We start from the raw sequence: 22,189 nt of genomic DNA, 5'->3' as shown, positions 1-22,189 counted from the left end.
TTTCATGCTCGATTTGACCACGTCCCTCCCAACCCCGATCACCGCCGCCGAAATCGATGCGGCGCTGGCCGTGGCCGTCGCGCAGGTCAGGCGCAACCTGCCGCAATTTACCTATGCGGCGCAGAACCATTCGAGCGTGAAGAATTTTTACCCGGCAGTCGCCAACGACCAATGGACCGCCGGTTTCTGGCCGGGCCAGATATGGCTCGCCTTCGAGCATACCGGCGACAGGACCTTCCAACACGCGGCGCAAATTCAGGTGCAGAGTTTCCTGCACCGTATCGAAAACCGCATCGAGACTGATCATCACGATATGGGCTTCCTCTATTCGCCCTCCTGCATCGCCGCATGGAAACTGGTGGGCGATGAGGATGGAAGACGCGCAGCGCTGATGGCGGCGGACCAGTTGATGGAGCGGTTCCAGCCGGTCGGGCAATTCATCCAAGCCTGGGGCCGCAGGGACAATCCCAACGAATATCGCTACATCATCGACTGCCTTTTGAACCTGCCGCTGCTTTATTGGGCAAGCCGCGAAACCGGCCGGGAAGACTACCGCACCGTGGCGCTTGCCCATGCCCGCACCACGCTTGCCCATTCCGTCCGGCCGGACGATTCCACCTATCATACATTTTACATGGACCCGGAGACCGGCGCGCCGGTGCGCGGTGTCACAAAACAGGGTTACAGCGATGAGAGCTACTGGGCCCGCGGACAGGCCTGGGGCATTGCCGGCATGGCAATTTCTTATCGATACGAGCGCCTGCCTGCCTATCGCGACACCTTCGAGCGGCTTCTCGCCTTCTATCTCAAACGCCTGCCCGACGACCTCGTACCCTATTGGGATCTGATTTTTGCGGATGGCGATGGCGAACCGCGCGACAGCTCGGCGGCGGCCATCGTCGCCTGCGGCCTCCTGGAAATGGCGGAGCTGGAGACACCGGAGAAGGCGGCGGAATATCGCGATCTGGCAAGGCGCATGGTGAAAAGCCTCGCCGATATCTATTCGGTGCGCGATCCCGCGATCTCCAACGGGCAGCTTCTGCACGGCACCTATTCCAAGAAGACGCCCCATAATACCTGCCGGGGCGAAGGCGTCGACGAGTGCGTCTCCTGGGGCGATTATTATTATCTGGAAGCGCTGATCCGGCTTTCGCGCAACTGGTCTTCCTATTGGTGAGCGCGAGGAACAGATGGCTAGCATTTCCCTGAAAAAACTCAACAAGACCTTCGGCGCGCTCAAGGTCGTTCACGATATCGATCTGGATATTGCCGACAAGGAATTCATCATCCTGGTCGGCCCTTCCGGCTGCGGCAAATCCACGACGCTCAGGATGATCGCCGGGCTGGAGGAAATCTCCGGCGGCGAGTTGCGCATCGGCGAGGACGTGATGAACGATGTCCCCTCGAAGGATCGCGACATCGCCATGGTGTTCCAGAACTATGCGCTTTACCCGCACATGACGGTCTACAAGAACATGGCCTTCGGTCTGGAACTCCGAAAGGCGCCGCGCGATCTCATCGACACCAAGGTCAAGGATGCGGCGAAAATTCTCGACATCACCCATCTCTTGAACCGCAAGCCGAAAGCGCTCTCCGGCGGCCAGCGCCAGCGTGTCGCGCTCGGCCGGGCCATGGTGCGCAATCCGGAAGTCTTCCTGCTCGATGAGCCGCTTTCCAATCTCGACGCCAAGCTGCGCGGCACCATGCGTTCAGAAATCTCCAAGCTGCACAAGCGGCTGGACGCCACCTTCATTTACGTCACCCACGATCAGGTGGAAGCCATGACCATGGCGGACCGCATCGTGGTGATGAAGGACGGGCATATCCAGCAGGTGGATACGCCGCAAAACCTTTACGACCGGCCGATCAACATGTTCGTCGCGGGTTTCATCGGCGCGCCGCAGATGAACATGCTGCCAGTCACGCTGCGCCGCGACGGCGACCGCTTCGTCGCCCTGTTCGACGGCAATCCGCTGCCTCTGCCGGTTGATATCGATGCCGGGCGGCTGCGATCTTACGAGGGAAAGGACATCATCCTCGGCATCCGCCCGGAAAATTTCCACGAATTCGCCCCGGCGGATATCGATGCCGCCAATGTCGCACCCTTCCGGGCGACGGTGGAACTGGCGGAGCCGATGGGATCGGAAGTGCATCTCAACCTTGTCTCGGGCGGCAGAAACCTCGTCGCACGCGTCTCACCGCGTTTCCGGGCGAAGATCGGCGATCCCGTCGAACTGGTGGCCGATCTGACGAATGCACAGCTTTTCGATCCCGCCACCGAGCGATCGATCCTTTATTGAGGCGACGGGGAGAAACGCGATGCAATGGCTGGAAGGGTTATGGACGAAGGAAGGGGCCGGGATCGACAAGAACGCCCCGCCGCTGACCGGCCTTGCCCTGTTCCTCGATATCATCAAGCGCGAATGGTGGGAGATGGTGAAGCTCAATCTCCTCTTCATCATCGCCAGCCTGCCGGTGGTGACGATGCCAGCGGCGATGCTGGCCATGGCCCGCATCTCTGTTTCCTTCGCAAATGACGAGAATACCTATCTGCTGCGCGACTTTCTCGAGGCCTTGCGGAAATTCGCCCTGCGCGGCACCGCGCTTGTGGTTTTAAGCGCGCTGCTGGTGAGCGCCGGTGCTTATGCGACTGTCAGCTATGCCGGGGCCGCCCGGCTTCAGCTCGCCTATAGCCTGCCTTTTGCGATCAGCCTGGCGGTCACGCTGTTTCTCATCCTCCTCAGCGCCTATGCCAGTGTTGTTCTGGCCAAGCGGGACCTGCCGCTTTCGGAAACCCTGCGGCAGGCGGCGTTTCTGGCGCTCACCAGGCCATTGCCGATGCTTGCGGCGCTGGGTTTCGTCGCAGCGCTCTGGCTCGCGCATGTCCTCTTTTATCCGGTGTCGGTGTTCATGCCGGCCACCATCAATTTTTCGCTCGGCATGTTTGCCCTCTGTTTCGCAGCGAAAAACGCTGCTGCGAAAACACGCGCGCGGATACCCGAACCGGCGGGGAGCGGCACTTAAAGCAGACCAAAATCAAAACGACATCAGTCAGGGAAGGAGAAACGGGCTATGGAGTTTAAGACAACCAGACGTGCATTCGCTCTCGCAACCGCCGGTCTCGGCATTGCCATGGGCATGGGAGGAACGGCGTTCGCTGCGGGCGATGCGCCCGTTACGCTAAAATGGGCGCTGTGGGATCTGGACAAGGGCGCTTATTTCAAGCCCTTGATGGAGGCCTACAAGCAGAAGCATCCGAATGTGACGTTCGAAGTGGTGGACCTCGGCTCGCAGGACTATACGCAGATGATATCCACGCAGCTCACCGGCGGCTCCAAGGATATCGACGTCGTCACCATCAAGGATGTTCCCGGCTACGCCAATCTGGTGCGCGCCGGCAACATCACCGATCTCAGCGACTTCATCAAGGACCAGAAAATCGAGACGGCCCCCTATGGCGGCCTGATCGAGGAGCTGACCATCGACGGCAAGATTTACGCCCTGCCGTTCCGCTCGGATTTCTGGGTGGTCTATTACAACAAGGATATTTTCGACAAGGCCGGCGTGCCTTACCCCACCAACGACATGAGCTGGGCGCAGTTCGATGAAATCGCCGGCAAGCTGAAAGGCGGCATGGGCGCCAACCGCACCTATGGCGCGCTGCTGCACACCTGGCGTTCGACGGTGCAGCTGCCCGGCATTCAGGATGGCAAGCACACGCTGGTGGACGGCGATTATGAATTCCTGAAACCCTGGTATGAGCGTGCGCTTGCTCTGCAGAAGAGCGGCGCGATACCGTCCTATGCCTCGCTGAAAACCTCGAACACCCATTATTCCGCTCTGTTCTTCAACGGAACGATCGGCATGCTGCCCATGGGCACATGGTTTGTCGGCACCCAGATCGCCAAGGTGAAATCCGGCGAGTCGAAAAGCGTAAACTGGGGTATCGTGAAATTCCCCCATCCGGATGGTGTGGCGGCCGGCGCGACAGCCGCGCAGATTGCCGGATTGTCGGTCAATGCCAATTCCGGCCACAAGGAAGCGGCGCTGGACTTCATCCACTTCGTGACCGGGCCTGAGGGTGCGGCGATCATCGCCTCCACCGGCACTTTCCCTGCGCTCAGAACCGATGATGTGGCCGAGAAGATCGCGGCGCTGCCGGGCTTCCCGCAGGACCAGAACAGCAAGGATGCGCTGCAGGCGGGCAAGGCCTATCTGGAAATGGCGGTCAACCCGAATGCAGCCAAGATCGAAGTCGTCCTGAACCGCGTGCATGATGCGCTGATGACCGACAATATCTCCATCGATGACGGCATCAGGGACATGAACGACGGCGTCAAGGCCATCAAATAATTGCCACAGGGCCGCGGGCGATGAGCCTGCGGCCCTTTCCTTTGATCATGAATTCCGGACATTCGTAACCGTGCCTCACGAGACCGCCACAGCCAATCCGCTCTTTCACAATCCGCTTCTCGGCAGGGACGATCTCGCAAAGGCGGTGATCGATCTCTTCAACCCGCTGCTTGCCTGTTTTTCACCGGGCGGCGCGCGCGTCCGGCTCGGAGCAACGGGGGCGATTTTCGATTTTCCTGCGGCGGAACTGGAGGGTTTTGCCCGGCCATTATGGGGCATCGTTCCACTTGCCGCCGGCGGTTATGACTTTCCCCACTGGGATCTCTACAGGCGTGGACTGGCCAATGGCGCCAATCCGGCCCACCCGGAATATTGGGGCGATACGGCTGATCGGCACCAGCGGCTGGTCGAACTGGCGGCGATAGGATTTGCGCTCGCCATGGTTCCCGAACATATCTGGGAGCCGCTTGCCGAAACGGACAGGCAGGCTGTCGCCGCCTATCTTCTCGCCGCCCGCGAGCGGGAATTCGTCGACAATAACTGGAAATTCTTCCGTGTTCTGATCGATCTCGGGCTGGAGCGGGTCGGCGTGGAATTCGACCGGACCAAAACCCAAACCTATCTCGATGAACTCGAGGCTTTCGATATCGGCAACGGCTGGTATCGCGACGGGCCGGTGCGCCGGGTCGACCATTATATTCCCTTCGCAATGCATTTTTACGGCCTGATCTATACGGTGCTGGCGAAAGGTGACGACACGCGAAAAACACGCTTGCTCGAACGCTCGCGCATTTTCACCCGTGACATACGCCACTGGTTCGGGCCCGACGGGGCGTCGCTCGCCTTCGGGCGCAGCCAGACCTACCGATTTGCGGCGGGCGGTTTCTGGGGCGCTCTTGCCTTTTCCGGTCTGGAGGCGCTGCCGTGGCCGGAGATCAAGGGCTACTACATGCGTCACATCCGCTGGTGGTCGAAGCGGCCGATCGCGGACCGCGACGGCGTCCTGTCGGTCGGATACGCTTATCCAAACCTTCTGATGAGCGAGAGCTACAATTCTCCCTGCTCGCCCTATTGGGCGCTCAAATTTTTCCTGCCGCTGGCGCTGCCCGCCGATCACCCGTTCTGGACTGCGGAAGAGGCCGAACCGCAGGAATTTGCCGAACCGGTTCCCTTGGCGGAGCCCGGCATGGTGGCCTTTCATACGCCGGGCAATATCGTTGTCCTTTCCTCCGGGCAGCAACACGACAGGATGCGCGGCGCGCAGGAAAAATATTCGAAATTCGTCTATTCCACCCGTTACGCCTTCAATGTCGAGGCGGATGACCGGCATTTCGCCGCCGCGAGTTTCGACGGCATGCTCGGCCTTTCCGACGATGGCGTGCACTTCCGCACCCGCGAGACAATGGAAGAGGCGTTGATCGCCAAAGATTGCCTCTATTCCCGCTGGCGGCCATGGGCGGATGTCGAGATCGAGACCTGGCTCGTGCCGCAAAACCCCTGGCACATAAGGCTGCACCGCATCCGCACTCCGCGCCCGCTGCAGACAGCAGAAGGCGGATTTGCCATAGAACGCGCCGATTTCAACCGCGACCGCACCGAGGCGAGTGAAGGTCGCGCCGTCTGTTACGGACGGACTGACACCAGCCTCATCGCCGATCTTTCGGCTGACATTCAGCGCGAAGGCGTGTGCCATCAGGCAATCGCCAATACCAACCTCATTCACGCCAGGACCCTCGTTCCGCAATTGCGCGGCGCCATCGCCTCCGGCGAAACGCTGCTGGTGACGGCGGCCATGGCACTGCCGGCAGGTAAAGAAGCAGGGGCCGCATTGGGTGTCTTCCCCGAAAGTCCCGATCTCCCGAGGCTGGAAGAAATGTTCAGGCGGGAGGGGCGACGCGTTCCCGCCTATGCTCTCGATGAAAACCGCGCAGGCTGACGGAGATGACCGGCGACACACCGGGTGTTTCCCAGAGACCTGATCGACTGAACATCCTGACCTGGGAGCGGAAGCAGGAGGATATCGCCAGCCTCAACCATCAGACACGGCTGCGTGGCCTCGAGCGCTCTGCCAACGCCGTTTTCGGGCAGGGCGTGTACATTGCCGACAAGGCGGAGGTGCATACCGACAGGCTATTGATGGGTGCGCAGTCGTGGATCGCCGGTTACGCAATCGTGCGCGGTGATATCGAACTCGGCGAGAATGTCTCGATCAACCCCTATGCCTGTCTTTCCGGTAAGGTGACAATCGGCAATGGCGTACGCATCGCCTCACATGTCAGCATCGTCGGCTTCAACCATGGCTTCGACGACATTGAAACTCCGATCCATCGCCAGCCGCTGACCTCGCTCGGGATAAAGATCGGCGACGACGTCTGGATCGGCGCCAATGCGGTTGTGCTGGATGGCGTGAAGATAGGGCGCGGCGCAATTATTGCCGCAGGCGCGGTGGTGGCGAAGGACATTCCCGCCATGGCCATTGCAGGCGGCGTTCCCGCCCGGGTTCTGCGATATCGCGGAGAAAAAGCGGCCGCGCCGACGCTGATGGCACCCGATGGCCTGCTGCAAGAACTCGGCAAGGAGATTACCGACGACTGGCTTGCCGCCATCCGCTCCTATGGCAAGGATGGCATCTATCGTTCCGCCGATGCATCCGGACGTGAGGTCGAAAGCGTCAGGCATCTGTGCGATGCCATCGAGATCGCAGCAGCCTTCGGACAGGAAAAGATCGCTTTCGATGCCGGAAAAACCGTCGCCAATCTTCAGGCCCTGCAGGATCAGGAAACGGGGCTGTTTCTTAACCGTCACCACCGCCCCTCGACGCCTCCCGAGAAGGACCCTGCCGTCCTCTATAATATTCTGGCTGTCGGATACGCGCTTGAATGTTTCGGTGCTGCGCCGAAACAGCCGATCGCTTTCGTGGAGCGTCTGCGCACCGACGAACTCATCCTCCTGCTGGAAGAATTGCCGTGGCAAAGCCGGGCATGGCATTGCGGCGCCACCATAGACGCCATTGCCACCGCACTTTATTTCAACAGGCGCTATTTCACATCCGGCGACAACCTCACCGTTCTCTTCGGCTGGCTGGCGATGAATGTGGATAAAACCTCCGGGTTTTGGGGTAGACCGACTTCCGCACAGGGCCTGCTGCAACCGGTCAACGGTTTTTACCGGCTTACCCGCGGCTCTTACGCACAGTTCGGCCTGCCCCTTCCCTATCCGGAAGCAGCAATTGACTCCGTTATCGCCAATTATCGTGCCTATGGCGGTTTCCATGGCGCGGATTTTAATGCCTGCAACCTGCTCGATACGATCCATCCGCTTCTTCTGTGCCTGAAACAGACGGATCACCGGCAGGACGAGGCCAAGGAAATCGCCCGCGAAATTCTGCACCGAAATGAGGGACGCTGGCAAAGGAGCAGGGGATTTGCCTTCGCGGAGGGACATCCGGCCGGGCTGCAGGGCACGGAAATGTGGATGTCGGTTCTCTGGCTTTCAGCGAAGCTTCTCGATGCGGAACATCTCCTGCCTTTCCGACCTCGCGGCATCCATCGCTTCGAGCCTGCGGAAATCGTCCGTGGCCTGATTGCCCGCTCTCAATCTCCGGTATAGGTTTCCGACACTCTTTTGAAAGCTTTCAAACCGGACCGGTCGAGTAAAAGATGCAACTCAAAGACTGCTATAATTTCCACGATTTTCGCCGCATGGCCAAACAGCGTCTCCCCGGACCGATCTTCAATTATATAGACGGCGCAGCCGATGACGAGGTGACGTATCGGCGAAACACGGCCGCCTTCGAAAAATGCGATCTCGTTCCCGATGTGCTGCGGGGCGTGGCCGATGTGGATATGTCGGTTACCGTGATGGGGCAGAAGCTGTCCATGCCGGTCTATTGTTCGCCGACGGCGCTGCAACGCCTCTTCCACCATCAGGGGGAGCGGGCGGTTGCGGCAGCGGCGGGGAAATACGGCACGATGTTTGGCGTCTCCTCGCTCGGCACCACGAGCCTTGAAGAAGCGCGCCGGATCAGCGGCGGCCCGCAGGTCTATCAGTTTTATTTCCACAAGGACCGCGGCCTCAACCGCGATATGATGGCGCGCGCCAAGAGCGCCGGTGTCGAGACGATGATGCTGACGGTGGACAGTATTACCGGCGGCAACCGCGAGCGCGACAAGCGCACCGGCTTTGCCATTCCGTTCAAGCTCAATCTTTCCGGCATCGCGCAATTCGCCATCAAGCCGGCCTGGGGCATCAATTACCTGACGCATGAGCGCTTCAGCCTGCCGCAGCTCGACGATCACATTAAAATGGACGGCGGCGCTCTTTCCATCAGCCGCTATTTCACCGACATGCTCGACCCTTCGATGAACTGGGACGACGTGGCGCAGATGGTGCGCGAATGGGGCGGGCCGTTCTGCCTAAAAGGCATCATGTCAGTGGATGACGCCAGACGCGCCGTGGAGATCGGCTGCAGCGGCATCGTACTTTCCAATCACGGCGGGCGCCAGCTGGATGGCTCCCGCAGCGCCTTCGATCAACTGGCCGAGATCGTCGATGCGGTCGGCGACCGGATCGATGTGATGATGGATGGCGGCGTGCAGCGCGGCACCCATGTTCTGAAAGCACTGTCCCTCGGTGCAAAAGCCGTGGGGCTCGGCCGCTATTACCTTTTCCCCTTGGCTGCTGCCGGGCAACCGGGCGTCGAACGGGCGCTCGAGCTGATGCGCATCGAAATCGAGCGCGGCATGAAGCTGATGGGCTGCACCTCCGTCGATCAGCTCACACGCCGAAACCTTCGGTTCCGTTGAACAAGCGCGACGATTGCGGAAGAACTTGGACGGAGCGCGGTCACAACCGACTACTGAAACCGCATGCCGTTTCAGCCGCGTTTCGCCGCTGTTCCTGAAGCGCCATGCCGATGTTCCAGACGAGCGCCAGACAAACAAGTCCGCAAAAACAGGCTGAAATCAGCGAGCGATGGCGCTTGGCTCCGGAGAGAAACATCCAGCCGATAATTGCATAGACCGCAAGCGCCGGCACCGCCGCAATCAGAACGGATATGGGGCCATCGCAATCGACGGCCTCGACGCCGATGGCGCGATACTCATTCGGAATTGCTACCAGACCGAGGACGGCCACGGGAAACATGGCGGCTAAAACCGCGTAGCGGAAAAATCGGGGCGTGTCGGGCATGCCTGCTCCATAGCCGGATAATCAACAGCCGCAAACGGCGCAGGTAAAGTCCCGCCGCACGGTCTCAGCGAATATCCATCCTGCCGATGATATCGGTTTAGCCGCCATTGTTGGCGACCGGAAGAGCAGATTGCCCGCTTTTGCAGAGAAAGCCAGCCTTTTACGTCGGGAGCAATCTTGGCAAGTCAGGCGGAATGTGGTTATGGTTGCATGATGCAACCATAATGGATTGAACGTGCCCCAACAGCCCTTCCCCATAAACGACATCCGTTCCACCTCCCGCCGGCTCGTCCGCGAACTCGGCTTCATGGGGGGAGACTTTGCCGGCACCGATCTGCCGCCCTCCGCCGTGCATGCCCTGATCGAGATCGAAGCATGCCCCGACATCACGGCGCGGGATCTGGGAAAACTTCTGCGACTTGAAAAATCGAGTGTCAGCCGCATGCTGCGCAAGCTCGTCTTGTCGGGCGATGTTCGCGAAGAAACGGATGAAGGGGACAGTCGCATCAAGCGGCTGCGTCTGACGGGTCAGGGACAAGAACAGGTGGGCGCCATTCATGGCTTCGCGAACCGGCAGGTCTCCTGCGCCCTGACGCAGCTTACGTCGGCGGATGCTCACACGATCCTCCAGGGGCTTCGTCTTTACGCCGATGCGCTGGGAGACAGGACCGATACCGTTGCTCCCGCCATAGAGGTCCTGGAGGGATACAGGCCCGGCATCATTGCCCGGATCACGCAGATGCATGCGCTGTACTACGCCCGGACATCCGGCTTCGGCCAGCGTTTCGAATCCGTCGTGGCCGAAGGCCTCGCCGCTTTTTGCAATCGGCTCGAGAGCCCGAAGAATGCGATCTGGGTCGCGATGCGCGGACAGGAGATCATCGGCTCCGTTGCTATCGATGGCGAAGATCTCGGAGGTGATATCGCGCATCTGCGCTGGTTCATCGTTGATGACGGGGTGCGCGGTGGCGGTGTCGGGCGCAGACTGCTGGCGACCGCGCTGGCATTCGTCGATGAAAAAGGTTTTGCCGAAACCCATCTCTGGACATTCAACGGCCTCTTGGCCGCACGACACCTTTACGAAGCCGATGGCTTCGCATGCGTCGAGGAACATCCGGGCAGCCAGTGGGGAAGCGAGGTTCTGGAACAGCGCTTTGTCCGGTCACGACCCGAATGACCTTTCAACCGCGCATAAACGGCCGCAATCGGAATCTTCCTGCGGCCGTTTCGAAATCAGGTACCGGCACCCGTTAAAAGGCGAGTTGAACCTTCATCGACCTGCTTCTATCGCCGGCGGCTTCGAATGCCGCAACTGCCTCTTCCAGCGGAAAGGTTCCAGTCAGCAGGGGCTTCAGGTCGACGCGGCGCTGGTTGATGAAATCGACGGCAAGTCCGAATTCCTCATGGAACCGGAACGTGCCCTTCATCTCGATTTCCTTGGCGACCACCATATTCTGCGGAATGGACACATCGCCGCCAAGACCGAGCTGAACCACGGTGGAACGCGGTTTCAGCGCTTCGAGACCCGAACGGACGGCTCTCTCATTTCCGGATGCCTCGAACTGAACGTCGAAATAACCCTTGTTTGCCGAATAGGCGGAGAGCGCATCCGGATCACTGGCGACATTGATGACACAGTCGGCGCCAACGGCGAGCGCCTTTTGCAGAACCGCATCCATGACATCGGTTGCAACGATTTCCCGGGCGCCATGGGCGCGGGCGGCGATGATGGCGAGTGCGCCGATCGGCCCACAGCCGGTGACCAGAACGCGTTTGTCGGTCAATGCGCCGGCGCGGTTGACGCCATGCAGCGTTACCGCAAAAGGTTCGGCCATGGCCGCTTCATGAATGGAGATGCCATCCCGCACCTTGTGGCACTGATATGCCTCGGCGACGAGACGCTGACGGAATGCGCCCTGAATATGCGGCATGGGCATGGCGGAGCCATAAAAGCGCATGTTCAGGCATTGGTTCTGCTGGCCTTTCAGGCAGAATTCGCAATGGTTGCAGGGCCGGCTCGGCGATACGGCAACGCGGTCGCCGACGGCGAGACCGGAAACACCCTCTCCCAAAGCCTTGATGGTGCCGGCCACCTCATGGCCGAGGATCATCGGCTCCCGCACGCGCACGGTGCCGAAACCGCCGTGATTGTAATAATGCAGGTCGGAACCGCAGATGCCACCCGCTTCGATAGCGACCTCGACCTGCCCCGGACTGGGCTGCTCGGTCTCCCGTTCTTCGATCCGCAGATCTTTCGCCGCGTGGATGACAACCGCTTTCATAGTCTCTCCTCCCATAAGGCTCACACGGCGGCAGTCGCCGCCGCTGCCCATTGTCCGGACCTGTCTCAGATATCGACCACGAGGCCCTTGGCTTTCAGCACAGCCTCGAGCTTGCTGACCTCGATCACCGACTTGCCCTGCTTGTAAGCTTCGATGTAACCAGCCTCGGCATCTTCGCGGGCCTGCGAAAGCTTGGCCGCTTCCTGCGCTTCCTCGCGCCTGACGACGACGAGACCATCGGCGTCGCCGACGATGATATCGCCCGGATTGATGATTTCGCCGCCGACGATCACCTGATCGTTGACCGCGGCAATGGTCTCCTTGACCGTGCCCTTGATGCAGACGCTGAGCGAAAAGACGGGAAAGCCGAGGTCCCGCAGCTGCAACGTGTCGCGCACGCCGGTATCGGTCACCAAACCGCCGATGCCTTTTGCGAGGCAGGCATTGGCGAGCACGTCGCCGAAGGAACCCGCTTCTTCATATTCGCCGGCGGAAACGACGATGATGTCACCCGGCTTGGCATAGTTGATGGCAAGCTGCAGCATGATGTTGTCGCGCGGCGCGCATTTGACCGTGAAGGCCGGGCCGCAGAGCTTCATGCGATAATCGACCGGCTTCAGCCGCGAGGACAATGCACCGCGACGTCCCTGCGCCTCATGGATCGTGGCGGGAGAGAATTTGGCAAGGGCGTCGACATCCGCCTTGGCCGGACGCTGCGCGATATCTTTAATGTGGATCATGAAAACCTCCCACGTTGAAGCTGTCGGCGAGAGCGTCTCGCCGACCGATAGTGTTGAAGAGTTGGAAATTGGCCGAGGCTGAGCCGAAGCTCAGGGGATCGGGTCGAACTTCAGTTCGGACAGAGGCACGACCTTGTCGGTGCGCGTCATCTTGTATTCGGTGTTCGGGCCAAGCCACTTGTCCCAGATGCGATTGATCTCGCCATCCGCATCGAGCTTGCGGAGAATTTCGTTGATCTTGGCGGTCAGCGCCGGATTGTCCTTGGCCATGCCAATGCCGATAGGCTGGAAGAGCATCGGCTCTTCGATCATCCGCATCTGCTTGCCCTTGGTCTTGGATTCATTGACGAACTTGGTCATCGTCATGGTGTTGCCGACGATGCCGCGCGCCTTGCCCTGCTGAACGGCAAGATAGGCGGACGCCGTATCCTGGAACGTCAGCGGCTCGGACTTGTTGAGCTTGACGGAGAGTTCCGATGTCGAGCCCTTGCTGGACGCGATGCGCTGGCCGACAAAATCGGACTTCTTGGTGCCGGGGTCATCGACCGGAACGATCAGCATTTCCTTAGCCAGGTAATAAGGGTCACTGAACTGGATCTGTTCTGCACGGCTCTGGGTATAGGCAAGGTTGGCGACCGAGAGGTCGACGCGGCCGAGCTTGACTTCGGGGACGCGCGCTTCAACCGACACCGGCTTGACCTCGGCCTTGACGCCGAGTTCCTTGGCGATGGCGCCGCAAAGATCAACGTCGAAGCCCGCCATTTCGCGCGTCTTCGGATCCGGCGAGGCGAAAGGCGGCACGTCGGCGAAAGTGGCACAACGCAACGTCTTGTTCGCCATGATCGTGTCGAGCTGGTCGGCCTTGGCCGGAATGACTGCTGCAGACGTGGCAAGCGCAGCGGTAAGCGTAATTGTCTTCCAGTTCATTTCAGTTCTCCCTGTTATTATAGAGGTTGGGTTGGTAATTCAGTCCGGAGCGTTTTTTGCGAAACCGCTCATATTTGTCGCCAGCTCCGCCCTAGTGCCTGAGATCAGCGAGAAAACGCTGGGCACGCGGGTGTTGCGGATTTTTGAAAAACTCGTCTGGTTTGGCGGTTTCGAGAATGCGCCCGGCGTCGATGAACCAGATGCGGTCGGCCACTTCACGGGCAAAGCCCATTTCATGGGTGACGCAGAGCATCGTCATGCCTTCGGCAGCGAGGCTCTTCATGACAGCGAGCACTTCGCCGACCATTTCCGGGTCGAGCGCAGACGTCGGTTCGTCGAACAACATGACCGGCGGTTCCATGGCAAGCGCCCGCGCGATGGCGACGCGCTGCTGCTGGCCGCCGGAGAGCTGGGCCGGGTAGGAGCTGGCCTTGTCGGCCAGGCCAACGCGATCGAGAAGTTTCAGCGCCTTGTCATGGGCGACCGCGGGAGCAACGCCCTTCACCCGGATCGGCGACATGGAGACATTTTCCACCACCGAAAGATGCGGGAAGAGGTTGAAGCTCTGGAAGACGAACCCGACCCGGCTGCGCAGCGCATTCAGCTCCTTTGCGCGCATCTGGGCATGGATGTTCCTGCCGTCCAGCATGATCGACCCGCTGCTGATCTCTTCCAGACGGTTGATCGTGCGGATGAGGGTGGACTTGCCGGAGCCCGACGGCCCGCAGATGACAACGACCTCGCCACGGGTGACGTTTTCGTTGACATCCTTGAGCACCTGATAATCGCCATAGCTTTTGCAGACCTGCGAAAGCGTGATGGTATAGTCCTGAGTGGCGGAAACTGGCGCGGTCATAGCTGCTCCGTAGCGATATTGGCGGGGGCCGGTGCCGTGTCTGCGGCGAGCTTGCCGCGCGGGCCGGCCCGGCGGCGGGCGATACGCCGCTCGAGAAGATTGGCGACATGGGTGAGCGACCAGCAGATGATGTAATAAACCAGCGCCAGAATGAGGAAGACCTGGAAGGGCTGGGTCAGAAGCTGGTTGTTCACCTGGTTTGCCGCAAAGGTCAGATCAGGCACATTGATGACGTAACCGAGCGTCGTATCCTTGATGGTGGATACGAAAGTCGAGATCAGGCTCGGGATCATGTTGTAGAGCGCCTGCGGCAGGATGACATAACGCATTGCACCGAAATAACCGTGGCCGAGCGCGCGTGCCGCATCCATCTGCCCCGTGCCCAGCGACACGATGCCGGCGCGGACGACTTCGCTCATGAAGGCGCCCTGATAGATGACGAGCGTGGTCAGCATCGTCACGAAGCTCGGCACATCGGCGCCGGTCCAGAGCGGAACGAGAAAATAGCTCCAGAGAATGAGCATCAGCAGCGGCACGCCACGGGTGAAATAGACCACCGCGGTCACCGGCCAGCGCAGGGCCCGCCATTTCGACAGCCGCGCCAGCGCCATCAGGATGCTGACGGGAAAGGCGAGCGCGATGCTGAGCGCCGACAGGATGAGCGTGTTGGCAAGGCCTCCGAGCGGACCGTTGGGATATTGGCCGATCAGGAGCAGCAGCCAGTAATCCTGGATGATTGCGATCATGTCGTGAATCATGCCCGCGCCCTCCGCAGAGGATCGGCACGCATGGAGATATAGGCTCCGAGACCCATGATCAGCAGCGAGAAGAAAAGATAAAGCACGGTGGCGACCAGATAGACCTCAAACGTCCGGAAACTCAGATTTTCGACTTCCTTGACCGCATGGGTCAGTTCCGGTGCGCCGATCAGAACGCCGAGACTGCTGTTCTTGAAAAGCGAGGTGCTGTGGTTGATGAGCGGCGGCAGTGCGTTGCGAACGCCCTGCGGCATGATGACGAACCGCATGGCCGAGACATAGCTATGCCCGAGCGCACGCGCCGCCTCCATCTGGCCGGGATTGATGGAGCGAACGCCCGAACGCAGATCCTCGCTGAAATAGGCCGCCTGACAGAGGCCAAGGCCGATAATGGCGAAGATCGCTTCCGCATTGTGGCTGGAAAGCCAGCTGGCCAGCCCGCTCGGCAGCAGCGTGAACACGCCGAAATACCAGAGCATCAGCTGCACCAGCGTCGGCACGTTGCGGTGATAGGACACATAGGCCGCCACCAGCGGATCGCCGAAGCGGAAGGGCGAGAGGCGGATGGCGAGAAGCACGATGGCGAGCGACATGGCGAGCAGCCACGAGCCGGCATAGATGATGAACGTCATCTGGATGCCATGCAGAAGCATCGAGACATAGTCCGCATTGTTCAAGATTGCGCCGAGGTCAAAACCGCTCACGCGACTTTTCCTCCGGCTCCGCCCGCCGCGACCTTTTCAGAGGTCTGGGGCTTGGCCGTCTGCAGCCCGCCCATGACCTGAAGCGTCGGGGTAATTTCCATGTGGCCGATATTCATGGCAACGGGTGCGGCGATGGCAAACGCAATCGCATCGGCGATATCGGATGCTTGCGGCAGTTCGAAACCATCGATGAAACGTTCGCGAATGCTCGGGTCATCGCCATGCACATGGTTGAAAATATCGGTCGCGACACGGCCGGGGCAGATTTCCGTCACCCGCACGCGTTTGCCGAAAGCATCGATGCGCAGCTGGTTGGACAGCATCGCCACGCCGGCCTTGCTGGCATGATAGGTGGAATTGCCGCCGAAATTATAATTTCCGGCAATGGAGGAAATGTTGATGACATGGCCGCGATCGCGCGCCACCATGCCCGGCACCACCATGCGGCAAAGATGCAGCACGGCGCGCAGGTTCACATCGATCAGGAGGTCGATATCACTCTCATCCGCTTCCAGAAACTTCTTCGGGCGGTCGACGCCGGCATTGTTCACGAGAACATCGAACGCAACTTCGCTCGTCAGCTTTGCAAGCGCCGACCGGTCCGTCACATCGATGGCATGGGCGAAGCAGCCCGTGCGCTTCGCCAGCTTGTTGAGAGCATCCGCGCTTCTGGCAACCGCATGCACTTCCAGCCCTTCGCGGCAAAGGCGCTCAACGACCGCGGCGCCAATGCCGGAAGATGCGCCGGTTACGAGTGCGGTCTTGTAGTCTGAGAATGGCATGTTTGTCCCCTATCGTTGAGCAAACATTAGTGAAGCTTTCATCGCTTGCCTAAGACCGATTTTTTTTGGAGTAATAAGCAACTTGTATGGATGGGGATTGCACCACTTTCAGCGATGCGGCAATCCGGCCGGCGGGGCATGCATCCCCCATACCGGCCACCGGCACATTCTAGACCACGGCCGTCGGCAGGTCCTGTCCTGCGAAATGCGCATCCAGATTGGCGAGAACCAGAGCGCCCATCTGAAGCCGCGTCTCATGGGTCGCAGCGCCGATATGCGGGGCGAGAACGACATTGCGCATGCCGATCAGCGCTTCGGGAACATGCGGCTCGTTCTCGAAGACATCGAGCGCCGCACCCTTCAGCCCGCCTGCCATCAGAATATCGACCAGCGCCTTTTCATCCACCAGCGATCCTCTGGCGACATTGACGAGCACGCCGTCCGGCCCCAGCGCCACCAGCACCTCGCGGTTGATCGCGTGTCTGGTCTCCGACGTCGCCGCCGCCGCGACGATCAGGACATCGCAGGCGCTTGCGAGCGACACAGCCGTTGAATGATAGCCATAGGCAACGTCCTGTTTCCGCCGGCTGAAATAGGAAATCTCCGCGTCGAAGGCTTCCAGCCGCGCCGCGATGGCGCGGCCTATGCGGCCAAGCCCGTAAATCCCGTAACGCCGCCGCGAGACCTTGTTGCCAAGCGGCATCTCGGCTTTTTTCCACTCTCCCGAGCGGACATGGTGATCTGCGCTGACGAGCTGACGCAGCAGCATGATGGAGAGGCCGATGGCGAGATCGGCGACGTCCTCGGTCAGCACGTCCGGTGTGTTCGTCACCCTGAAGCCGCGCGCGCGGGCCTGATCGAGATCGACCTTGTCAAAACCGACGCCGTTGATGGCGACGATTTCGAGAGCGGGCAGGCAGGCGGCGAGATCAGGGGCAAGGCCGATATGACCGCCGGTGACGACAGCCTTTATCGAAGCCGCCTCCGCCTGCAGAAACGCCTGTTTGTCAGATATTTCGTGCCAGCGATGGACCCGGAAGCGCTTTTGCAGTTCGGCTTCTATCTGTGGCTGAAGCGGGTAGGTTTGCAGAAGATCGGGCTTCATGCGCACTCCTTACCCACGACCGACAAAAGGCATGCCGCTCGCCATCACGGTCATGGTCAGCACATTCGCCTCAAGTGGCAGCGAGGCCATGTGCACCACGGCCTTGGCGACGATGCCGGCGTCGATGGTCGGCTCAATGGCGGTGCTGCCATCCGCCTGCAACACGCCGGTCGCCATGGCGCGGGTCATCTCGGTGCTGGCATTACCGATATCGATCTGCCCGCAGGCAATGTTGAATGCCCTGCCATCCAGCGCGGCCGACTTGGTAAGGCCGGTGATCGCGTGTTTGGTCGCGGTATAGGGCGCCGAACGCGGACGCGGCGTGGTGGCCGAAATCGAGCCATTATTGATGATGCGCCCGCCTTGTGGTGACTGCGCTTTCATCTGGCGAAACGCCGCCTGCGTGCAGAGGAAAGCGCCAGTGAGGTTGGCCCCGACCACCGTGTTCCAGGTTTCGAACGGCACGTCTTCGATATGGACCGCCGGTGCCGACATGCCGGCGTTGTTGACCAGAAGATCGAGACGGCCGAAACGGTCGGTGACCTCCGCAAACAGCCGTTCGACATTGGCCGGAACGGAAATATCTGCCGCGACGGCCAGAACGCGGTCTCGATGTTCGCGCCATTCGCCGACAGCGGCGTCCAGAACCTCACGCCGCCGCCCTGTGATCGCAACGCTGTAACCATCTTCCAGAAGCGCCTCGGCAATCGCCTTGCCGACTCCTGTTCCTCCGCCCGTAACGAGCGCGATCTTTCCATTGCTCATGCTGCTTTCCCCTCCAGCTCATCTTCCACATGCGCCTGAATGATTTCGGCGAAGGATGTTTCCGCCCGGAAGCCGAGCGACAGAGCGAGCTGCGGATCGTAATCCTCGGCCCAGCCGTCGACGATCCGGATGATCCGCTCGTCGGGAACACGCTTGATAAGCGCCACCGCTTTTTCGCCGGCGAAGGCGCGCAGGGCCTCGATTTCATCGGCCACCGTGGCCGAAAGCCCCGGCATGATGAGATTGCGGCGAACGCCAAGCCCGGAAAGATCGACGGTCGCGGCGCGCAGCAGGAAGGCGACGGCCGAACGCGGGCTGGCGAACCAGTGGCGTACGGTATCGGCAACGGGCAGCACCGCTTGCTGGCCGACCAGCGGTTCGCGCAGAATATTGGAGAAGAAGCCGGAGGCGGCCGCATTCGGCTTGCCGGGGCGGATGCAGATGGTGGGCAGGCGGATGCTGACGCCATCGAAGAAACCGCGACGGCTATAATCCGCGAGCAAAAGCTCCACGATCGCCTTCTGCGTACCGTAGCTGGTCAGCGGAGCCGTCAGGAACTCATCGCCGATCACCTTCGGGAATGGCGAGCCGAACACGGCGAGCGACGAGCAGAACACCACGCGCGGCCGGTATCCGTCCTTCTGATGCTCCAGACGAATGGCTTCGAACAGCGAACGTCCGCCATCGAGATTGATGCGATAGCCCTTCTCGAAATCGGCCTCCGCCTCGCCCGAAACCACGGCGGCGAGATTGAAGATCACATCCGGCCGTTTTGCGATCAGCTTTTCGGCGACGCCGGCGTTCGACAGATCGCTACGCTCGAGGGTCACCGTGCCGCCAAAACCTTTTGGCGCAACCGGCTCGAAAACATCCGTCAGCGTCATTTGGCTGATCTTCACACCGCCAAGCGTTCCGTCCGCGGTAAGGCGTTGCGTCAATTTACGGCCGATCATTCCGGCCGCGCCGATTATCAGAATATGCATGTTTCACCTTTGTTTGGCGGCGGCGCCGGCTCGATTGATCGTCAGTCGTCGTCACCCTGAAACACCACTTCGCGGCGGCGCATGATCGCCGGCATCGCCATCATGATGACGACGATGGCAGACAAAGCGAGCAGGGTGGCGCTGATCGGATGGGTGACGAATGTCGAAAAACTACCCTGCGAGATCAGCAGCCCGAGGCGCATGTTCTGTTCCAGAAGCGGACCGAGCACGAAGCCCAGCACCAGCGGCGCTGGCTCACAGCCGATCTTGCGCAGGAAGAAGCCGACGATGCCGAAGACCGCGCAGAACAGAACATCGACGACGCTGTAGGACAGGCCATAGGCGCCGATGGCGCAGAACATCAAAATGGCAGGGCACAAAAACCGGTAGGGAATGCCGAGAAGGCGAACCCAGATGCCGATCAACGGCAGGTTCAGCACTAGGAGTAAAAGATTGCCCACCCACATGCTGGCGATCAGCCCCCAGAAAAGGTCTGGCCGCGACTGCATGACTTCAGGTCCCGGTGTAATGCCCTGGATCATCATCGCGCCTACCATCAGCGCCATCAGTCCATTGGCGGGAATGCCGAGCGTCAGAAGCGGAATGAAGGAAGTCTGCGCACCGGCATTATTGGCGCTTTCCGGCCCCGCCAGCCCTTCGATTGCGCCCTTGCCAAACCGGGACGGGTCCTTGGCGATCTTGCGTTCCAGCGCATAACTCGCGAACGAACTCATGATCGCACCACCACCGGGCAGCACGCCGAGGAAGGAGCCGAGCGCGGTGCCGCGCAACACAGCGGGAAAGGCCTGCTTGAAATCCTGCCGGGTCGGCATCAGCGATCCGGTCTTTGCCGCCCCTGCATCCCGCTCCACGCCCTGCTGCAGGTTGAAGAGAATTTCGCTGACGCCGAGCAACCCGATGGCCAGCACGACGAAGTCGATACCGTCGAACAGTTCCGCCATGCCGAAGGTAAATCTTTGCTCCCCGGAAGTCGGATCTATGCCGACGAGGCTGAGGGCGACACCGAAGGCGACCATGCCGACGGCCTTGACCGGTGATCCGCTCGACAGGAACACGGCAAACAGCAACCCGAAGATCACGAGACTGAAATAATCGGCCGGCCCGAAGGCGAGCGCAACGGCAGAAAGCGGCTTTGCGACAACGACGATCAAGACCGTCGCCACCGTGCCGGCAAAAAACGACCCGAGCGCCGCCGTGGCCAGCGCCACACCCGCCCTTCCCTGGCGGGCCATTGCATAACCATCGATGCAGGTGACGACGGACGAGGATTCGCCCGGCAGGTTGACGAGGATCGCCGTTGTCGAGCCGCCATATTGCGCGCCATAAAAAATGCCCGCGAGCATGATCAGCGCCGCCGTATCCGGCATCGTATAGGTGATGGGCAGAAGCAGCGCGACGGTGGCGGAAGGGCCGATGCCCGGCAGGATGCCGATCATCGTGCCGAGCGTGACGCCAAGCAGGCAGTAGAAAAGGTTTACCGGCGTGACGGCCACACCGAAACCGAGGATGATATTGGAAAGAAGATCGGTCATGGCAGCAGCGGTATCCTCTGTCCGAGGCCGACAACGAAAATGAGGATGCAGGCAAGGATGAGCACTGCCGAAAGCAGCAAAACTTCAACCGGCCGGATCTTGCCATAGGCGATGCAGGCGAGCACGATCAGCACGAAAGCGGCGGCGATGAAGCCCAATGGCTCGATCAGCAGCGCAAAACCGACAATGCCGGCGACCGCCAGAAACGGACGCATTTTCGGCGCCACCCAGGCTTCGGACGGTGTCTTTCCCAGTAAATCCTGCAAAAGCAGCGCGATGCCGAGTGAGAACATCAAAGCCGCGATGACCGTCGGCATATAGCCAGGTCCGGGCTGGAAATTAGTGCCCATGCTCAGCGGCCGCGCGCCGTAATAAAGCCCGGCGGCAGCCACCAGAAAGAAAGCCCCGGACAGAATATTCGCCGTCAGTTTCGAGCCGTGTTCGGCCATGATTATCTCCCCTCCACATTGAGAATACGCCGCGCCTCCCGACACGGCGTATTCAGATATCGAAACACTCGCTCAGTCGGCCCAGACACATCCCTTCGAGCGCATCATTTCGTAGCGATCCTCGATATCCATCTTGCCCTGACGGTGCAGTTCCATCATGTGGTTCTCGTGATCGTCGCGCTCCCGGCAGGCATTGACGAGTTTCGGGATATCGCTCTCGCGAACGACGACAACGCCGTCATCATCACCGCAGACGATATCGCCGGGGCTGATCAATTCGCCGCCAACCACCACCGGATGGTTGATGGTGCCGAGCGTGTCCTTGGAGGTGCCCTTCATGCAAAGGCCGAGCGAAAACACGGGGAAGCCGATCTCGCGCAGCCCCTTGCCATCACGCACGGCGGCGCTGACCACGAAGCCGACAATGCCCTTGCCGATGCAGGCGGCAGCCAGCACATCGCCAAAGCCGCCCTGATTGGGATTGTCACCGCCATCGATGACCAGCACATCACCGGGCTTTGCCAGATTGATGGCTTCGAAAATCATCAGATTGTCGCCGATATGGCATTTCGCGGTGATCGCCGGGCCGCAGATTTTCAGGCCGGGCTTGATCGGCTTGATACGATAATCGAGAGCGCCGAGCTTGCCCTGCGCCTCATGAATGGTGGCGGGGCTGAATTTGCTGATCGCCTCGATATCGGCTTTGGAAGGGCGCTGGAAATTGCGGATGACATGGGCCATT

Annotated in this window: 22 protein-coding genes; 8 read left to right on the top strand and 14 right to left on the bottom strand. The window is 60.4% G+C overall.

Going from position 1 to position 22,189, the window contains the following annotated elements:
• Positions 1–4: 4 nt before the first annotated feature.
• The 7 genes from O3W47_RS05330 to O3W47_RS05300 all read left to right on the top strand — a co-directional run bounded on the left by O3W47_RS05330 (position 5) and on the right by O3W47_RS05300 (position 9,158).
• The gene (locus tag O3W47_RS05330; RefSeq protein ID WP_174037069.1) at positions 5–1,177 is read left to right on the top strand and encodes a glycoside hydrolase family 88 protein; all 1,173 of its coding nucleotides are present in this window, start codon (positions 5–7) and stop codon (positions 1,175–1,177) included.
• A gap of 13 nt (positions 1,178–1,190) precedes the next feature.
• Entirely contained in the window at positions 1,191–2,300 is a 1,110-nt protein-coding gene (locus tag O3W47_RS05325) for an ABC transporter ATP-binding protein (protein ID WP_174022994.1), read from the top strand.
• Positions 2,301–2,319: 19 nt separating this feature from the next.
• Positions 2,320–3,024, top strand: a complete 705-nt coding sequence (locus O3W47_RS05320; protein ID WP_269313154.1) for a DUF624 domain-containing protein — start codon at positions 2,320–2,322, stop codon at positions 3,022–3,024.
• Between the two features lie 48 nt (positions 3,025–3,072).
• Positions 3,073–4,353: an ABC transporter substrate-binding protein gene (locus tag O3W47_RS05315; RefSeq protein WP_442864607.1), complete on the top strand. Its 1,281-nt coding sequence runs from the start codon at positions 3,073–3,075 to the stop codon at positions 4,351–4,353.
• Between the two features lie 70 nt (positions 4,354–4,423).
• Complete coding sequence (locus O3W47_RS05310; RefSeq protein WP_269313153.1) at positions 4,424–6,289, top strand: DUF2264 domain-containing protein; 1,866 nt, start codon at positions 4,424–4,426, stop codon at positions 6,287–6,289.
• Between the two features lie 5 nt (positions 6,290–6,294).
• Positions 6,295–7,962, top strand: a complete 1,668-nt coding sequence (locus O3W47_RS05305) for an acyltransferase (RefSeq protein WP_269313152.1) — start codon at positions 6,295–6,297, stop codon at positions 7,960–7,962.
• 50 nt (positions 7,963–8,012) lie between these two features.
• The gene (locus tag O3W47_RS05300) at positions 8,013–9,158 is read left to right on the top strand and encodes an alpha-hydroxy acid oxidase (protein WP_003519654.1); all 1,146 of its coding nucleotides are present in this window, start codon (positions 8,013–8,015) and stop codon (positions 9,156–9,158) included.
• Between the two features lie 40 nt (positions 9,159–9,198).
• Here the strand turns inward: O3W47_RS05300 and O3W47_RS05295 are convergent, their stop codons facing one another.
• Entirely contained in the window at positions 9,199–9,543 is a 345-nt protein-coding gene (locus O3W47_RS05295; RefSeq protein ID WP_137453556.1) for a hypothetical protein, read from the bottom strand.
• A 235-nt stretch (positions 9,544–9,778) separates the two neighbouring features.
• Here O3W47_RS05295 and O3W47_RS05290 point away from each other — a divergent pair, with 235 nt between their 5' ends.
• On the top strand, positions 9,779–10,720 hold the full coding sequence (locus O3W47_RS05290; RefSeq protein ID WP_137453555.1) for a bifunctional helix-turn-helix transcriptional regulator/GNAT family N-acetyltransferase: 942 nt from the start codon (positions 9,779–9,781) through the stop codon (positions 10,718–10,720).
• 73 nt (positions 10,721–10,793) lie between these two features.
• On the opposite strand, the gene O3W47_RS05285 is transcribed toward O3W47_RS05290, so the two are convergent.
• The 13 genes from O3W47_RS05285 to O3W47_RS05225 form a co-directional block, all read right to left on the bottom strand.
• Positions 10,794–11,825, bottom strand: a complete 1,032-nt coding sequence (locus tag O3W47_RS05285) for an L-idonate 5-dehydrogenase (protein WP_137453554.1) — start codon at positions 11,823–11,825, stop codon at positions 10,794–10,796.
• Between the two features lie 65 nt (positions 11,826–11,890).
• Positions 11,891–12,565, bottom strand: coding sequence for a 4-carboxy-4-hydroxy-2-oxoadipate aldolase/oxaloacetate decarboxylase (locus O3W47_RS05280; RefSeq protein ID WP_080819607.1), 675 nt, complete (start codon positions 12,563–12,565; stop codon positions 11,891–11,893).
• 90 nt (positions 12,566–12,655) lie between these two features.
• Positions 12,656–13,492 (bottom strand): ABC transporter substrate-binding protein, encoded by an 837-nt coding sequence (locus O3W47_RS05275; protein ID WP_137453553.1) that lies wholly within the window; start codon positions 13,490–13,492, stop codon positions 12,656–12,658.
• Between the two features lie 91 nt (positions 13,493–13,583).
• Positions 13,584–14,348, bottom strand: a complete 765-nt coding sequence (locus tag O3W47_RS05270) for an amino acid ABC transporter ATP-binding protein (protein ID WP_065117269.1) — start codon at positions 14,346–14,348, stop codon at positions 13,584–13,586.
• Entirely contained in the window at positions 14,345–15,106 is a 762-nt protein-coding gene (locus O3W47_RS05265) for an amino acid ABC transporter permease (RefSeq protein WP_035225052.1), read from the bottom strand. Before O3W47_RS05265 ends, O3W47_RS05270 begins: the two co-directional genes overlap by 4 nt.
• Entirely contained in the window at positions 15,103–15,810 is a 708-nt protein-coding gene (locus O3W47_RS05260; protein ID WP_003519671.1) for an amino acid ABC transporter permease, read from the bottom strand. The genes O3W47_RS05265 and O3W47_RS05260 overlap by 4 nt, the downstream gene beginning before the upstream one ends.
• The gene (locus O3W47_RS05255) at positions 15,807–16,592 is read right to left on the bottom strand and encodes an SDR family oxidoreductase (protein ID WP_269313151.1); all 786 of its coding nucleotides are present in this window, start codon (positions 16,590–16,592) and stop codon (positions 15,807–15,809) included. Before O3W47_RS05255 ends, O3W47_RS05260 begins: the two co-directional genes overlap by 4 nt.
• 169 nt (positions 16,593–16,761) lie before the next feature.
• The gene (locus O3W47_RS05250) at positions 16,762–17,697 is read right to left on the bottom strand and encodes a 2-hydroxyacid dehydrogenase (RefSeq protein ID WP_269313150.1); all 936 of its coding nucleotides are present in this window, start codon (positions 17,695–17,697) and stop codon (positions 16,762–16,764) included.
• Between the two features lie 9 nt (positions 17,698–17,706).
• Positions 17,707–18,462 (bottom strand): SDR family oxidoreductase, encoded by a 756-nt coding sequence (locus O3W47_RS05245; protein ID WP_269313149.1) that lies wholly within the window; start codon positions 18,460–18,462, stop codon positions 17,707–17,709.
• Positions 18,459–19,445, bottom strand: coding sequence for a D-erythronate dehydrogenase (denD, locus tag O3W47_RS05240; RefSeq protein WP_269313148.1), 987 nt, complete (start codon positions 19,443–19,445; stop codon positions 18,459–18,461). Before denD ends, O3W47_RS05245 begins: the two co-directional genes overlap by 4 nt.
• A 41-nt stretch (positions 19,446–19,486) precedes the next feature.
• Positions 19,487–20,998 carry a tripartite tricarboxylate transporter permease gene (locus tag O3W47_RS05235; protein WP_269313147.1) on the bottom strand — a complete coding sequence of 504 codons (1,512 nt, stop codon included), beginning with the start codon at positions 20,996–20,998 and terminating at the stop codon, positions 19,487–19,489.
• Positions 20,995–21,447 (bottom strand): tripartite tricarboxylate transporter TctB family protein, encoded by a 453-nt coding sequence (locus O3W47_RS05230; protein ID WP_269313146.1) that lies wholly within the window; start codon positions 21,445–21,447, stop codon positions 20,995–20,997. Before O3W47_RS05230 ends, O3W47_RS05235 begins: the two co-directional genes overlap by 4 nt.
• Before the next feature lie 72 nt (positions 21,448–21,519).
• Positions 21,520–22,188: a 4-carboxy-4-hydroxy-2-oxoadipate aldolase/oxaloacetate decarboxylase gene (locus O3W47_RS05225; protein WP_269313145.1), complete on the bottom strand. Its 669-nt coding sequence runs from the start codon at positions 22,186–22,188 to the stop codon at positions 21,520–21,522.
• Position 22,189: the final 1 nt, after the last annotated feature.

Origin of the sequence: Agrobacterium sp. LMR679 (assembly GCF_027157905.1) — a bacterium.
Lineage (GTDB): Bacteria > Pseudomonadota > Alphaproteobacteria > Rhizobiales > Rhizobiaceae > Agrobacterium > Agrobacterium leguminum.
This window is presented reverse-complemented; position numbering and strand designations above follow the sequence as displayed.